This is a genomic window from Pedobacter psychrodurus (genome assembly GCF_032678585.1).
In the GTDB taxonomy this organism is placed as follows: Bacteria; Bacteroidota; Bacteroidia; order Sphingobacteriales; family Sphingobacteriaceae; genus Pedobacter; species Pedobacter psychrodurus_A.
This window is the reverse complement of record NZ_JAVTSN010000007.1, coordinates 87,931-102,668: the sequence shown is the minus strand read 5'-3', so window position 1 is coordinate 102,668 and position 14,738 is coordinate 87,931. Positions and strand designations below refer to the sequence as shown.

The following is a 14,738-nucleotide window of genomic DNA, read 5'->3' as shown; positions in this document are numbered from 1 at the left end:
GACTTTGGACTCAAGACTTAGGACTAAAACTAATCATGATCCTTATTCCATCTGATCTTGATCCCGCCTTTTTCGTCATCAACCGCTTTTAAGTGGAGTACGATACCACGCATACGGGCTTCTCTTTTTTCAGCCTTGGTGAGGTTTTCATCTCCTTTAGGGTTTCTTAATGGAATATCCATGGCTACATTGGTACCTGCACCCAAAGCATAAGTGCCCTTCACGTTAAAATTTAAGGCACTTGAATTGACCTGCATCGGACTGATTTCTACTTTATCACCTTTTATATTCAGCGTACCATCCAGATTTTTGATCTCCACATTTGATAAATTTCTGTTGGCAAAGGCAAACTTTCCAACCTTAACCATCGGATCGAAATTAACAAGGGCTGCATTGTTCAGGTTAAACACTACTTTTCCACTGATTGAACGGGGAAGGATTTTTCCGGTATGGGATATTCTGCCCGAAATGTTGACCAGCGAAGACAGATAACCTTTTAAATTTTTGTTCGTAATGGTATTCTGCCCGAAATTGTCGAAGGAATAAAAGAAATCTTTAACACTCACATGGCTGATTTTTGAGTTGATTTTAAAGCTGTTCGAGGCAGCCTCTTGCATGATGTTTCCATCGAGCGACAATTGTCCGCCGGCATGCGCCACACTTATTTTATTGAAGAAAATGCCGCCACCGCGCAAGGAGATATCAGCATCGAGGTTTTTGGCCAGGAAATTATCATAAATCGCTTTATTAACGGTTAAACGGATATTCATTTTCGAAACCTCGAGTACATTGCTTAGTTCTTTGGAAACTACTTTTTTATTTCCACTTGTTTTTGCCTTTTTTGCAGTTCTTGGTCCTAAGAATGGTAAAAATTCTTTAAGGTAGAGCTGAGGGCTCGACATTTTTAGGTTAACCAATATTTTTTCGGGCGCAGTGTAGTACAGATTGGCAAAATTGGCAATGCTGCAACTTACGTTCAGCTCGCTTTTTCCCAGTTGAAAATGCCCGTTCTGTATCGATAAATCATTCTGGTTAAAATTGATATTCAGTGCACTTTTTACCAAATGAAGTTTTCTTGGGATGTACAGGATGTCGGCATCTGCAATCTGTATCTTGCCCGAAACAACCGGTTTGGTAAACCTGAAGTTATCAATATCGGCCTGGCAGTATAATCTTAAGTTTGCTGTTCCGTTTTTAAACTCAAAATCGTTCGTGCCCAATGAGTTGTTCAGGTTCGACAGGGGGAATTGAGAAGTAACTAACCCGGTAGCGATGGGACGTGAGAGATTATTCACGGTAAAAGTGTCAATCTTAAGTGGTGCATTAAAATACTTCGCGGTAAGTTTATGGAACTTGATGGAAGAATTTTCATCGCCGATAATGCCACCAACAGTATCCCGGTTGGTAAAGGACCCATCAAAATTACAGGCTGTTAACTGACCCGCCGGAATAGAAACCACATTATCCCTCACCGTTATACCCACCTTGATCAAAGGATCACCATATTTCCCTGAACCATCGTCAATAATATTCCCCCTAATATTGATCGGTTTTTCGATCCCGAACTTTAAGAGTTTAGAAGAAATATTTGGGGAAAGGAGCATCGCTACATCTCTGAATAAAATGTCGTCCACTGCAATACTAATGGCAAAAGCAGATTTACCCAGATCTATTTTTGCACCGATTTTAAAAGGATGACCACCAATGTTTAAAATTTCGGGACTCAGTATTACTGCATCCATATCGCGGCTATAATGTGCATTTAGGGTTCCAGCTAAGGTTTTATCCTTCAAAAAACTTCCCTTTCGGGTATTAAATGCAAAGCTGTTTACCTTGGTTGAAAGTTTAATTTTACCTGTCCAGCCGCTATCAGGGTATTCCATTCTGCCCTGAATCTGATCGATATTGAAATTGAAAAGTTTGAAGCGTTTTTTATTATCTAAAACTAAATTCACTTTATTAAAATCTATTTTCTTGATCTCCAGTGCCGATGATTTGGCTGACGATTTTTTCTCCGTTTTAGGTTTGCTTTTAAAAATACTCGTATTGCTGTAGCCTGTAGTATCGGTGTAGATATAGATATCGGCATTGTTAATGGCAATCTGTTTGATATTGATATTCCCTACAATTAGCGAAAGTACATTTAGCGAAACATCAATATCCTGTGCTTTTAACAGATCGTGTTTATGCTGCGCCCACAAGCTATCCCGCAATAAAACGCCATTTAAGGATACAGAAACACCAGGAAAACTTTTTAAAAGCGTGGGTTCCATGCTCGTAGCGGTAATTTTCCCGTTTAGGTTTTTATTCAGTTGCGATAGGATGGAGGCCAGCACTTCCTTTTTATTTCTGCTGATATAAAATGCACCTGCCAGCCAGGTCAATATCACCAGGATAACAAGAACCGATACGATTTTTAAAGAGATTTTGAGCCAGCGCTTCATACACATTATTTGATTTAACCAATATAATGTTTTTTGATCGCTAATTGTTTGATAGATAACGAAAAATAATCTGTATTAGCACTACAGGTTTTAAGATTGCTTAGCCTAAAAGGTTTTCAAGATCTGTATGAAATTGTGAAGTTAAAAATTGTGTAATGGTGAAGTCGGCCAGGCGGTGTTTATAAAAAGGATCTTCCATCAGGATTTTCTTTAGTGCTTCTTCATCTTTAGCCAGCGCTAAAATAATTCCACCGGTTCGGGGTACTTTCCGCCCCGAAGCCACAAAGATATTTTTATCATAGTATTTCCTTAAATATTGAACATGAGCTTCCATATGCTCGTCCAATTCTTCCAACGGAACAATATATTTAAGGTCTACAATGAACATGGTATTTTACAGTAAATGTGCAAAAACAGTAGAGTGCCAGCTATTTTGGAAAGGAACTTCCCATTTGCTTTCCAATTCTGCCAGATTCTGTACCATATTGTTAAACACGATGGTTTGAGGAGTTACCTGTTTAATGTTTACCAAAGTTTCAAAATCCTCTTTGCTGTTTACCACAACCTCGTCGTTTACCTTATAGGCCATGTTAAAACGGTTAAAAAGATCAATATGGTATTCTTGTTCAATTTCTTTGATCAGCCTTACAGAACTATCTATAGAGCAACCGGTAACCCCAGCCTGACTTTCATCAACCGTTAGGATAATAAAAAAGCCATAACGGATTTCTGCTTTTGCCAGCAGTTCGTTTCCATGTGCTTTCCATTGGTTAGTGAAAGACGATAACTTGTTCAGGATCTCATTTTCTTCAGTAGAAGTAAACTTACGATCGCTTTGGTATACCCAAACTCTTGATTGTGGAGAAAAACTCATATACAAATTTATGATTTTAATTAAATTGGTGTGTTTAAAACGCTAACCTGATGAAAAAGTTTACACTCTGCTTGAAAATATCCCTTATTTCGGCTTTTTGTATGTTTTTATGCGCTTTTTCCGATCCGGCATCCTTAGAACAATACACAAGCTTTCTGCAAAAATCATTAACTGATCATTACGATACCGGTCAGGAAAGCAACCAGGTTAAACGTTACGAACTAAATGTTACCAACAATGGTTTTTGCCGTTATAAGCGTTATTTTAATAGCGGTAAAACGGAGTATTTCGCATTTAAGCTGTCGAAATTTAAAGATATGGATTATTATGGAACTACCAATTCCGGTAAATTGTATATCCATACCAAGGGCGATGATGTAATTGTGCAGACCTATAAAGACAGGGGAGGCGATGTAGATTCGATGGCGACCCAGATTATAATCCCCTTAAAAAATATGGAAGCAGAAGAGTTAAACCTGATCCGCGATAACCTGGATAAGATTGTTAAGCTGCCCCCTGCAGAAACTCCCAGAGTAGAAGTAAAGTCAGAAGATTAGGGTTGCCATTTGTCGTCATCTCGACTGGAGCATCGCGGAATGCCTGTCCGTACAGGCGGGGAGAGATCTATTACACTTAGATTTCTCGACTACGTTGCACCCGATAGCTATCGGGTCCGCTCGAAATGACGAACCGTAAGGGGATTTTTGGATAGCGTAATTTAATATGAGTTACAATCCATTCGCCCTGGCGGTAATTTCGGCGATATCCAATACTTTAACCTCCTGCTCTTTATCTTTTAATTTAATGCCATCACTCAGCATGGTCATACAGAAAGGACAGCCTGCTGCAATCACCTGTGGGTTGGTTTCTAAAGCCTCATCAATACGTTCTACATTGATATCCTTTTTCCCTTTTTCGGGTTCTTTGAACATCTGTGCACCACCAGCGCCGCAGCATAAACCGTTGCTTTTACACCGTTTCATTTCTACCAGTTGTGCATCCAGAACTTCTAGCGCTTTTCTTGGTGCTTCGTAGATGCCATTTCCACGTCCTAGATAACAAGGATCATGATAGGTGATTTTTTTGCCTTTAAAACTTTCGCCACCTTCGGCTTTTAATTTGCCCTCATTAATTAAATCCTGGATCAATTGGGTATGGTGGATTACCTCATAAGTACCACCTAAGCCAGGATATTCATTTTTAATGGTATTGAAGCAGTGTGGACAGCCCGTTACAATTTTTTTGATATTGTAGGCATTCAACACCTCGATATTGGTCATGGCCTGCATCTGGAACAGAAACTCGTTCCCTGCTCTTTTAGCGGGATCACCTGTACAGCTTTCTTCGGTTCCTAAAACAGCGTATTTTATGCCTACATGATGCAGGATCTTACAGATGTCGCGGGTAATTTTTTGCGCCCGTTCATCATAACTTCCTGCACATCCAACCCAAAATAATATTTCCGGTTCTTCACCTGCGGCCATTAATTCGGCCATTGTAGGGACTTTAAATTCCATTTTTATATTCATTAGTTAGTATCCGGTATCAAGACCAGATGTGTACTATTGTTTTGTCTTTAATAATTTAATCAACTCCGTTAAGCCTGTAAATGTGCCGGCATAATAATCATCCTTTTTAAAGTTAGGGATGATATGCCTGTCTATCACTTCTTTTGTTTCCTTATCGGATATCAGTTTTTCAATCCCGTATCCATTGCAAATTCTGATTAACCTGTGTTTACGCGAAAAGGCAATCAAAATTCCATTGTCTTTTCCTTTTTCTCCGGGTTTCCAGCTATTGGCAATCCTTAAAGCAAGGTCGTTAAACTTTTTCTTGCTGGTCATCATGGTATCAATGGTCACAATGGCGATCTGTATACTAGATTCTTTGTCAAATTTTAAAATCACGTATTCTAGTGAAGCGATCTGCTGTTCATTAAAATCCCGTTCGTAATCATTTACCCAACCTTTAGGCTTCGGAATGTTGTCCCAAAACGTTTTTCTATAATCTTCAAGCTTTCCTTTTGCCGTTTCTTTCTGCTCCTGCGCTTCAGTGCTGAAAGGGCCGGTTAACATGATCAAAATGGATAAAATCCAAAAAGCTTTGGTATTCATATCTTGAAACTATTTTTCTTCTGCCCAGTTAAAACGATCAGCTGGCGAGTATTTCCAGGGTGCCTGGTTATTTTCGATATTTCCCAGCATGGCGTTGATACTTCCAGGCGCCTGCGATTCTTCCATTACGGCAAAACGGCGCAGTTCCATGATAATCTGAAGTGGATCGATGTTTACCGGACAGGCTTCTACACAGGCATTACAACTGGTACAGGCCCAGATTTCTTCCCTGCTGATATAATCATCCAATAAAGATTTTCCATCCTGATGTTCAGCACCATGTTTATCAATGTTCTGGCCCACTTCGGTAATGCGGTCGCGGGTATCCATCATGATTTTCCGTGGCGATAAAAGTTTCCCTGTGATATTGGCAGGACAAACCGAAGTACATCTTCCACATTCGGTACAGGTATAGGCATTCATCAGGTTTACCCAGCTCAAATCGGTTACATCTTTTGCCCCAAATTTACCAGGTTCGGTTTCTGCCGGAACAAATGATGGATCGAGCATGGCTTTCACTTCGTTGGTAACCGAGGCCATATTGGTGAACTCACCTTTAGGCTCCAGATTAGAAAAATAAGTATTTGGAAAGGCAAAAAGGATGTGAAAATGTTTAGAGTAAGGCAGGTAATTTAAAAACGCCAAAATACCGATAATGTGGAACCACCAACAACTGCGTTCTACGATAACCAATGCACTTTCTGTTGAAGGCAGTATATTTATTAAATATTGGCTTACCGGAAAGGCACCTGCATTAACATAATGGCTAACACCCAACAGCTGTAATTTCGCATCGGCAGCATTCATGAGCAGGAAAGCGCTCATTAATAAAATCTCTGTAATCAGAATATAATTCGCATCAGATTTTGGCCAGCTTTTCATTTCTACGCCGCTAAAACGCTTAAGTTTGATGATATTTCTACGCACCAGGAAAATGGCGCAAGAAACCCAAACAGTAAAAGCCAGGATTTCGAAAGAACCGATGAGGAAGTTGTATAAACCGCCCAAACCATGAAAAATACGGTGTGTGCCAAAAAGCCCATCGATCATAATTTCCATCACTTCGAGGTTGATGATCACAAAACCGATGTAAACGAAGAAGTGTAAAAAGGCTGGGATGGGGCGGACAACCATTTTAGATTGACCGAAAGCCACACGTAGCATTGTTATTAACCTTTTTTGCGGCTGATCTTTGCGATCGACCGGCTTACCCAAGCGGATATTGCGGATTATTTTACGCAGGTTAACCGTAAACAGCGCAATTGCTGCAAGTGTAAGTACTAGAAAGAGGATCTGTGCCACCATGCAATATTAGATTGTTTACGCTAAATTAGGATATTAATCTAAATAAAATACTATGCATGCATAAAAAAATATATAAAATTGTTTGTTTGTACTCATTCTAAGCAATGATTAAGGCATGTTTTTAAAATATTGAAAAATTAATTAATTGATAATCAGAGGTACACTGAAATAATTGAAAAAAAGTTTTGCTTTTGAAAAAAGAACACTACATTTGCAATCCCAAACGGATGGTGCCATAGCTCAGTCGGTAGAGCAAAGGACTGAAAATCCTTGTGTCCCTGGTTCGAATCCAGGTGGCACCACTTCCAAAAGCCTTACAGAAATGTAAGGCTTTTTTGGTTTTATGCCATTTTTAGAAATCCTTCAATCTTCAGGAGTTTGGAAACGTTGCAATAACAAAACACGATCATCAAGCTGATTAAGTTTCTTTTTGTTTTTTTTTACCACCTGAATCACCTGAAAACATCTTGGATTTATACAATATTTAACAATTAGTGAAGGGGGATTGAAGGAAACGCATTTTTTGATGAATCAGAATCTCCAGGAATAAAAATATTTTTTCAATGCATCTTCTTGCTTATCAAAAGGATGTGGCTTAATGGTGCTGATTTGAAGAAAAAACCTGGAATCCTTTTTTGGATTTGAGAAAAAGAATACTACATTTGCATTCCCAAAAGGGGGTGCCATAGCTCAGTCGGTAGAGCAAAGGACTGAAAATCCTTGTGTCCCTGGTTCGAATCCAGGTGGCACCACTTCCAAAAGCCTTACAGAAATGTGAGGCTTTTTTGGTTTAAAATTTATATGCGCGATTTTAAACTCATTATATACCCTTTCGGGTATAATTTGTTTGCCTCTTGCCTTTGTTGTACCCGTACGGGTGCTTTTTTGGATTTTTATAGCTTTTTTATACCCTAAAGGGTATTGTTTGATTGTAGAAATCACTATATTGTACCCGAAAGGGTATTTTAATATGGATCCGATAATAACATTTATACGAGCCTCAAGAAAAAAAAATGGTTTATCTCAGGAAGAGCTTGCGTTTAAAGCGGGCGTTGGGCTGCGTTTTCTCCGCGAATTAGAAAGAGGTAAACCAACCGTTCAGCTTGATAAAGTGAACGATGTGTTGAAAATGTTCGGAAAGCAGCTCGGTGTAATAGATAAAGAACCAGAACATGATCAATAAGGCAAAAATTTTTTATAGCGAACAATTGGCAGGTTATCTCTAAAAGAACGATAACGGTTACAGTTATGTTTACGATATGGCTTATTTAAAAAGTGAGCATTCAAAACCGATAAGTCAAACATTGCCTCTAAGTGAATATCCTTACAATAGCCGAATCCTTTTTTCTTTTTTCGATGGGCTGATCCCTGAGGGGTGGCTTTTGAACCTTGCACGTACCCATTGGAAGATCAAGGGGTCAGACCGGTTTGAATTGTTGATTACGCTTTGCAGGGATACTATAAGTGCAGTAACTGTTTTGCCAATGGAGGAAGAAAATGGCTAATTGCTTTTTTTGTTATAAAGCGCTGGAAGGAACACAGCGTTATCATGCAGCCTGTTGTAAAAAGTTTTTTGGAACAGCTGAGTTACCTGACCTTAAACTTGATCAGCAGTTGCTGGATGATCTTGCGCAGGAAACTGTAAATAAACGGATTGCGGTAACAGGGGTGCAACCTAAATTATCACTGGATCTGGAAAATATAGGCACGGGTAAAAGATTGACGATAGTAGGACTCTGGGGAAAATACATATTAAAGCCACAGAACGCTGCAATTGCATTTATGCCAGAAGTAGAAGATCTGACTATGCATTTGGCTGGGTTGTTCAAAATAAGGACCTGTGGGCATGCATTGATACCTGTATTGGGCGGGAAGCTTGCCTATGTAGCCAAAAGGTTCGATAGGGTGGGGAAAACAAAAATACATATGGAAGATTTTTGTCAGCTTGGTGGCTTTCAAACAGAGCAGAAATACCATAGCTCCTATGAGCGTTGTGGTAAATTGATCAATCTGTATTGTACGAACAATGGATTGGACCTAACCAATTATTTTGAAATCCTTGTTTTTTCTTTTTTAAGTGGAAACAATGACATGCACATGAAAAATTTTTCTATTCTTTACTCAAGAGATCAGATTAATCTTTCTCCTGCATACGACCTAATCAATAGCGCACTGGTTTTTCCTGCCGATAAAGATGATATGGCTTTACTTCTAAGCGGTCGTAGAGTAAATATTAAATTAAAAGATTTTGAAAATCTAGCGATAACTCTCGGACTTAGTGATAAAGTATTTAAAAGAGTGATTGATAAATTTACCATCCACTCAAGTCAGGTATTCGATATGATAGACAGTTCTTTCCTCTCTTTAGCGTATAAGGAAAGATATAAAATGATCTGGATAGAGCGGACAGGCCGGTTAAAGAGTTTATAGTCGTAAGGAAACTATTGTAAAAAAAGCCTCCATTTGATAAGAGGCTCGTTATTTTTATGTTTCGATGTGGTCATCTGGCTTTTCGGCTATTTCTTTAACTTTATCCAAAGCTTTCGGCCAGGTTTTTTCAAAATAGTCAAGCCACTCTTCGGTAATTCCCATGTCGATGAGCAGTTCCGTTTTACCATCTTTTTCCGTTAGCGTATAATTCTCTAGCGATTCGCCCCAGTCGTGTAACTTTTCCTTACCATCCATTATTTCGCCAATGTGCTTGATAGACATATATCTATTAGGAATATTTTCTTTGATAACCGCTACCATTCCATCTCCTTTGCCATCATGAAACAATGCTTTGCTTCCTTTTTTCCAATCGGTTTTTACCTGTGATCCTTCCGCAAAAACGGCAGTCCATTTTGGGTAGGTTTTTACGCCAAAAAGAACATCCCAAACTTTTTCTGCTGTGGCGTTAATTGTGGTTTTAAATTCAATCTTTTCCATGGTTTTTTATTTTTTTATCAATTTTCCATTAAGTTTACCCAGGCATTTACAGCTTTTTTCAAAGCCTGTTCGTGTTTCTCTACATCTGCCATATTATAAAATTTGGCGTAAGCTTTTCCCTTTGTCTGCTCTTCGAGAAATCCGAAATCATCATTCAGCAAAGATGCTTTATGAAAAACTACGACTACATAGTTTTTAATTTTAGGGCTTAAGGTCGCCATATCTTCTTTGTACTTAAAACTGGGTCCGCCCCATTTAATGTCGCTTTCGATTTTCGGGTTCGCAGTGCTAATGATATCGATCACTCTTTCCATTTCCTTTTTTAAAGGATGATCAAGCTGATCCATAAAAGTATTGACTTTCGTAATGCTCATAACTGATAATTTAGTATAACAAATTTGCACAGGATTTGATTGAATTAAGCGGTGCAAAGGCGACAATTTATGGGGGCATAAGGACTTTTGATTTTAATGTATTTTAACATAATGATCCCAGAATAAAGTAATTTAATCGGTAGATTTACATAATTGGACGGTACATATGTTTGTCTAAACAATATTTTGAATTAAATTTAGTTTATTGGTAAACAAATTTAACTTCGAACAACTTAACCATCGACTAATTCGTATGTATTAATAATGCTTTTACAAAAATTTATGAGAAACAACAAATTCACCCTATTGGCGATACCAGTGTTTTTAAGCTTGGCTATGGTTACTGCCTGTAAAAAGAACAATGTTGAGCCAGAGCCTGTAAGCCCTCCAGTTACCACAACAACTACTCCCTCTGGAACCCGGGATGAACTGACTAAGGATTCGATCTTTTTATATGGTAAGGAACTTTATTATTGGAATACTTCATTACCAACTTATGAGGTGTTTAAGCCACGTGATTTTAGTTCGAACGAAACGGAGTTATACGCCATGACACAATATTCAATGGATCCATTAACTGGGAAACCATACGAATATGTGAGTAATGCTAGAGAGCCAAAGTACTCCTTTTTTGATTATAATGCAGCTACCACTGGTAAAACAGGGGCGCTTAAAGCAGATGTAAACGGCTCGGCAAATGATTATGGTTTTTCTGTTCAGTATAATAACGATACAGATCTGAGGGTTAAATATGTTTATCCAAACTCACCAGCTGCGCAGCAGGGCTTAACGCGTGGCTGTAGGTTAACGAGTGTAAATGGAAGAACAGATCTTACTTATCCTACTGCTGTTAATTTTTTAAATAGTGCCATTTTTGGCACCAATCCAACTATAACCCTGGCTTTTAATGATATTAACGGCAATCCAAAAACGGCGGTTGTAAGCAGCAGCCTTTATACTGTCAACCCCATTTTATATACACATGTTTATACAGTTAATACAAAAAAAGTGGGATATATTGTTTTCAATAGTTTTACCAACAATGTTTCTGCAGAATTGAATACCGCTTTTGCCAGTTTCGCTACACAGGGTGTAAGTGAACTGATTGTTGATTTACGCTATAACGGTGGCGGTTATGTTTCTACTGCTACACAGATTATTAATTTGGCAGCACCAGCAGGCGAAACTGGCAATACCATGTTTACCTCTTATTACAATAGCTATCTTCAATCGATTACCAGTGCACAGCGGAAGGCCTCTGTTTTGGCACACCAGCCCCTGCTTGATGATGCCGGTAAATTACAGACCTTCACTTCCGGTGTAAACGGAGCGTATGCCACTTATGCGGATTTAGATTTTTCCCCAACAGCTGCGGATAACATTGAGAAATTTGCGAAATCAGGATCTTTAGCCTTAAACAGGATTTATTTTCTTGTAACAGGATCTACCGCATCTGCAAGTGAGCTTACGATTAACAGTTTGAAACCGGTAATGGATGTAAAATTAATTGGCAGCACCACCTATGGGAAACCAGTTGGTTTCTTTCCAATAAGAATAGATAAGGTGGATATGTATATTCCGGAATTTGAAACCAAAAATAAACTTGGCGTTGGTGGTTACTATTCTGGCCTAACGGTTGATAAAGTTTCTCCGGAGGATTTAACTAAGGCCTGGGGCGATGAAACAGAAACCCTGTTGGCTTACGCTTTATTATATGCCAAAGCGGGAAATTTCGTCACTACAGGGACAAAAACGGCAAGTTTAAGGGCTACGGCAACTGTAATGCCATCAAAATTATCTGTAGCGGAGCTAAAAGCAGTGGATGAAAAATTAGATCCAAAAGGATTTAAGGGCATGGTGATGACACCTGATAAAAAATTCTAATAAGATTTTAAACAAAAATGCCCTGCTAACATGAGTTAACAGGGCATTTTTTGTATGCATTAGCCCCTAAAGCAATATTTTACTGCTAATATCTTTATTGATGGTAATGTAGCCAGGGTATTTAACCGGCGTATTGCCCAACATAAAGGTTGGTTTTATTTTAATGGTTAATAAACCCAGTTTTTCATCTTTAGCCGAGGCACCCCTTTGGGCAGCTTTGATGATATCGTTAAAAACATTCCCGTTTGAAATGAGTCCGTAGATATTGCTCACCAATTGAACCGGAACGGTAACGGTTTGCCCCTGTGCAATGCTTACGTTCTGGTTCACCGTACCCCCTGCGAGATCAGTATTATTCACCAATATTTTATATTCGAATTGATTGATCGCCGCTAAACTGCTTGATGGATTTGTGATCTCTAAATTCAGATTGGCCCTTAATGGGATGTCTTTCCTTAATAAACCCAAAGCCACGCCCGGCAAACTGGTTAAGCTGAAACTCTGCTGATCCATTAATTTTTTTACATCGGTTCCTGCAATACTTACCTGTTGTACCCCCGTAATTTTATAGGTGCAGTTTTCGAGGGCTTTTATCTGCTGTGCCTGCCTGTTTACCCCACAACCAAAAATGCTGATGGTAACCAGTAAAAGCAATAGTTTTTCTTTCATGTTATTCATAACGCCAAAATAGTAAAACTATTTCAGATCGCTTAGGTTAATTGCGGGGAATGGTTAATCGGTTAACTGTTGAAACTGGTTAACCGAGGGGGAATGGTTAATCGGTTAGTTGTTGAACCTGGTTAACTGAGATCAATCCCGCAATTAACCAGTTAACCGATTTATACAGTTAACCAACGCTAGGGAGTTAACCAACCTTCAACCTAAACCATTAACTTTACCGAAAAAAGTTAAACAATATGGCCGTTACCATTAGAAAAATAGCTGCAGAAGATAATGCGGCTACAGCAGAGATGATCAGAACGATTTTACGGGAATTTAAGATCGACAGACCTGGTACGGTTTATACTGACCCCACAACAGATCATTTATCAACTGTTTTTGAGCACCCTCAATCTGCTTATTGGCTTGCAGAAGAGGATGGGGTTATTATTGGCGGCTGCGGTATTTATCCAACCGAAGGTTTGCCTGCTGGCTGTGTAGAACTTGTTAAATTGTATACATCAGCAGCCTCGCGTGGAAAAGGTATCGGCAAAATGCTCATGGAGAAAAGTATTGAATCGGCCCAGCACTTTGGTTATAATGAAATTTACCTCGAATCGTTTCCTGAACTTACAACTGCTATTGCAATGTATGAAAAAACAGGATTTAAAAGGTTATCCGCTCCTTTGGGCAATTCAGGTCATTTTGCCTGTAATGTTTGGATGTTGCTGGTGCTTTAATCATTACCTTTTTTAATCAACAGAGCTCTGTTTTATCACCGCAATGTTTTAGTGTTGGTTCAAGGTCATATATGTCTGAGATAATCGGGAGTTGGTCTAATTAAGGATATTTTTGCAGCCTAGATTTTATCTTTTTGATTTATGGCTGATACCTTATTAAAGAATATACCTTACTCCGTTCTCGATCTTGCAACCGTTTTAGACGGTTATACTGCAGCAGATACTTTCAAAACCAGTCTCGATCTGGCAAAACAATCTGAAAGTTTAGGTTACACCCGTTACTGGTTTGCCGAACACCATAATATGGCAGGTGTAGCCAGTTCGGCAACAGCTGTGCTTATCGGTTACATTGCCGGAGGAACGAATAGTATCCGTGTAGGTTCGGGAGGTATTATGTTGCCGAATCATGCACCTTTAATCGTGGCCGAACAGTTTGGTACATTGGCTTCGCTTTACCCTAACCGGATCGATTTAGGTTTGGGCAGGGCGCCTGGCACCGATCAGGTTACGGCAATGGCTATCCGTGGCGAAAATTTTAATGCTGCCCATAATTTCCCAAAAGATGTAGAGCGCTTACAGCAATTGTTTTCTGCGGGTAATAACCGGGCAAGTGTAAGGGCTATCCCTGGAGAAGGATTGGATATTCCGATCTGGATTTTAGGATCGAGTACCGATAGTGCACGTTTAGCTGCTGAAAAAGGACTGCCTTATGCTTTTGCAAGTCATTTTGCACCAGCCTATTTCGAACAGGCGATTTCTATTTATAGAAATAATTTCAAGCCATCGGCATTTTTACAAGAACCTTATGTAATGGCTTGTGTAAATGTAGTTGCTGCCGATACCGATGAAGAGGCCGACCGTTTATCGAGTTCGGTAAAACGCATGTTCCTGGGGGTAATTACAGGTAAAAGAGAACTGTTAAAACCTGCAATAGACGATATCAATCAGTATTGGGACCGTATGGAAAAAGAAGCAGTGGAACAGATGTTGTATTATTCTTTTATCGGCAGTGCCGAAAGCATCAAAGAAAATTTAGAAGCTTTTGTGGCGAAGTATGGTGTAAATGAGATCATGAGTACCTCGCATATCTACGATCATCAGGCAAAATTACATTCCAATAAAATTTTTGCGGGCTTATTTGGGTAAAAGACAAGTCGTCATTTCGAGCATCGGTTTTCTATCTGATCTTTTCATCATTAACCACCGGGTTCATAGTGAAAAGATCAGAGAGGACACAGAATTCAACCAATTCAGGCGCTGCGACAATCTCTTAAATCTGCGGGAAACCATCCGTATGATGTTTCCTGCAGGTATTGTTGATGCACGCGGAATCCTACCCATTGTCCATTTTACATCAGTAACTTCTACTCTTTAAGATTTATTAATACTAAGGGAATATTGGGCCGTTAGCTTTG

Annotated in this window: 15 protein-coding genes, 2 tRNA genes and 1 pseudogene; 9 read left to right on the top strand and 9 right to left on the bottom strand. The window is 39.1% G+C overall.

All coding sequences use genetic code 11. The annotated features are described in order from the left end of the window. Positions 1 to 29 precede the first annotated feature (29 nt). The 3 genes from R2S57_RS06655 to R2S57_RS06645 all read right to left on the bottom strand — a co-directional run bounded on the left by R2S57_RS06655 (position 30) and on the right by R2S57_RS06645 (position 3,318). Positions 30 to 2,444 (bottom strand): AsmA family protein, encoded by a 2,415-nt coding sequence (locus R2S57_RS06655; protein ID WP_316844268.1) that lies wholly within the window; start codon positions 2,442 to 2,444, stop codon positions 30 to 32. Positions 2,445 to 2,544: 100 nt separating this feature from the next. Continuing rightward, a complete protein-coding gene (locus R2S57_RS06650) occupies positions 2,545 to 2,832 on the bottom strand; it encodes a YciI family protein (protein WP_316844267.1) in 288 nt (95 codons plus the stop codon). 6 nt (positions 2,833 to 2,838) lie between these two features. Further along, positions 2,839 to 3,318 carry an ABC transporter ATPase gene (locus R2S57_RS06645; RefSeq protein WP_316844266.1) on the bottom strand — a complete coding sequence of 160 codons (480 nt, stop codon included), beginning with the start codon at positions 3,316 to 3,318 and terminating at the stop codon, positions 2,839 to 2,841. A gap of 50 nt (positions 3,319 to 3,368) precedes the next feature. On the opposite strand from R2S57_RS06645, the gene R2S57_RS06640 reads away from it, so the two are divergent. Next, on the top strand, positions 3,369 to 3,875 hold the full coding sequence (locus R2S57_RS06640) for a hypothetical protein (RefSeq protein ID WP_316844265.1): 507 nt from the start codon (positions 3,369 to 3,371) through the stop codon (positions 3,873 to 3,875). A 171-nt stretch (positions 3,876 to 4,046) separates the two neighbouring features. Here R2S57_RS06640 and R2S57_RS06635 read toward each other — a convergent pair whose 3' ends face one another. The 3 genes from R2S57_RS06635 to R2S57_RS06625 are packed head-to-tail and all read right to left on the bottom strand — an operon-like array spanning position 4,047 to position 6,737. Beyond that, positions 4,047 to 4,835, bottom strand: coding sequence for a (Fe-S)-binding protein (locus R2S57_RS06635; protein ID WP_316844264.1), 789 nt, complete (start codon positions 4,833 to 4,835; stop codon positions 4,047 to 4,049). A gap of 45 nt (positions 4,836 to 4,880) precedes the next feature. Next, positions 4,881 to 5,432 (bottom strand): TPM domain-containing protein, encoded by a 552-nt coding sequence (locus tag R2S57_RS06630; RefSeq protein WP_316844263.1) that lies wholly within the window; start codon positions 5,430 to 5,432, stop codon positions 4,881 to 4,883. A 9-nt stretch (positions 5,433 to 5,441) separates the two neighbouring features. Next, on the bottom strand, positions 5,442 to 6,737 hold the full coding sequence (locus R2S57_RS06625; protein ID WP_316844261.1) for a (Fe-S)-binding protein: 1,296 nt from the start codon (positions 6,735 to 6,737) through the stop codon (positions 5,442 to 5,444). A 229-nt stretch (positions 6,738 to 6,966) separates the two neighbouring features. On the opposite strand from R2S57_RS06625, the gene R2S57_RS06620 reads away from it, so the two are divergent. The 5 genes and pseudogenes from R2S57_RS06620 (at position 6,967) to R2S57_RS06600 (ending at position 9,167) form a co-directional block, all read left to right on the top strand. Next, positions 6,967 to 7,039: transfer RNA gene (locus tag R2S57_RS06620), tRNA-Phe, on the top strand. Positions 7,040 to 7,416: 377 nt separating this feature from the next. Beyond that, positions 7,417 to 7,489 (top strand) — tRNA-Phe (locus R2S57_RS06615). A gap of 173 nt (positions 7,490 to 7,662) precedes the next feature. Beyond that, on the top strand, positions 7,663 to 7,920 hold the full coding sequence (locus R2S57_RS06610) for a helix-turn-helix transcriptional regulator (protein WP_316844260.1): 258 nt from the start codon (positions 7,663 to 7,665) through the stop codon (positions 7,918 to 7,920). A gap of 61 nt (positions 7,921 to 7,981) precedes the next feature. Then, positions 7,982 to 8,242, top strand: a pseudogene (locus R2S57_RS06605) (HipA N-terminal domain-containing protein); the annotation flags it as partial. Then, positions 8,235 to 9,167: a HipA domain-containing protein gene (locus tag R2S57_RS06600; RefSeq protein ID WP_316844259.1), complete on the top strand. Its 933-nt coding sequence runs from the start codon at positions 8,235 to 8,237 to the stop codon at positions 9,165 to 9,167. The pseudogene R2S57_RS06605 and the gene R2S57_RS06600, both read left to right, overlap by 8 nt. A gap of 54 nt (positions 9,168 to 9,221) precedes the next feature. Here the strand turns inward: R2S57_RS06600 and R2S57_RS06595 are convergent, their stop codons facing one another. Together R2S57_RS06595 and R2S57_RS06590 are read right to left on the bottom strand one after the other, a co-directional pair. Then, entirely contained in the window at positions 9,222 to 9,665 is a 444-nt protein-coding gene (locus R2S57_RS06595; RefSeq protein ID WP_316844258.1) for an SRPBCC domain-containing protein, read from the bottom strand. Positions 9,666 to 9,682: 17 nt separating this feature from the next. Next, positions 9,683 to 10,039 (bottom strand): DUF1801 domain-containing protein, encoded by a 357-nt coding sequence (locus R2S57_RS06590; protein WP_316844257.1) that lies wholly within the window; start codon positions 10,037 to 10,039, stop codon positions 9,683 to 9,685. A gap of 282 nt (positions 10,040 to 10,321) precedes the next feature. Here R2S57_RS06590 and R2S57_RS06585 point away from each other — a divergent pair, with 282 nt between their 5' ends. Further along, positions 10,322 to 11,923 (top strand): S41 family peptidase, encoded by a 1,602-nt coding sequence (locus R2S57_RS06585; protein WP_316844256.1) that lies wholly within the window; start codon positions 10,322 to 10,324, stop codon positions 11,921 to 11,923. A 66-nt stretch (positions 11,924 to 11,989) separates the two neighbouring features. Here the strand turns inward: R2S57_RS06585 and R2S57_RS06580 are convergent, their stop codons facing one another. Continuing rightward, positions 11,990 to 12,592, bottom strand: a complete 603-nt coding sequence (locus R2S57_RS06580) for a hypothetical protein (protein ID WP_316844255.1) — start codon at positions 12,590 to 12,592, stop codon at positions 11,990 to 11,992. 248 nt (positions 12,593 to 12,840) lie between these two features. Between R2S57_RS06580 and R2S57_RS06575 the strand changes: the two genes are divergently transcribed. Next, positions 12,841 to 13,323 (top strand): GNAT family N-acetyltransferase, encoded by a 483-nt coding sequence (locus tag R2S57_RS06575; protein WP_316844254.1) that lies wholly within the window; start codon positions 12,841 to 12,843, stop codon positions 13,321 to 13,323. Positions 13,324 to 13,464: 141 nt separating this feature from the next. Beyond that, positions 13,465 to 14,469, top strand: coding sequence for an LLM class flavin-dependent oxidoreductase (locus R2S57_RS06570; protein WP_316844253.1), 1,005 nt, complete (start codon positions 13,465 to 13,467; stop codon positions 14,467 to 14,469). Positions 14,470 to 14,738 lie beyond the last annotated feature (269 nt).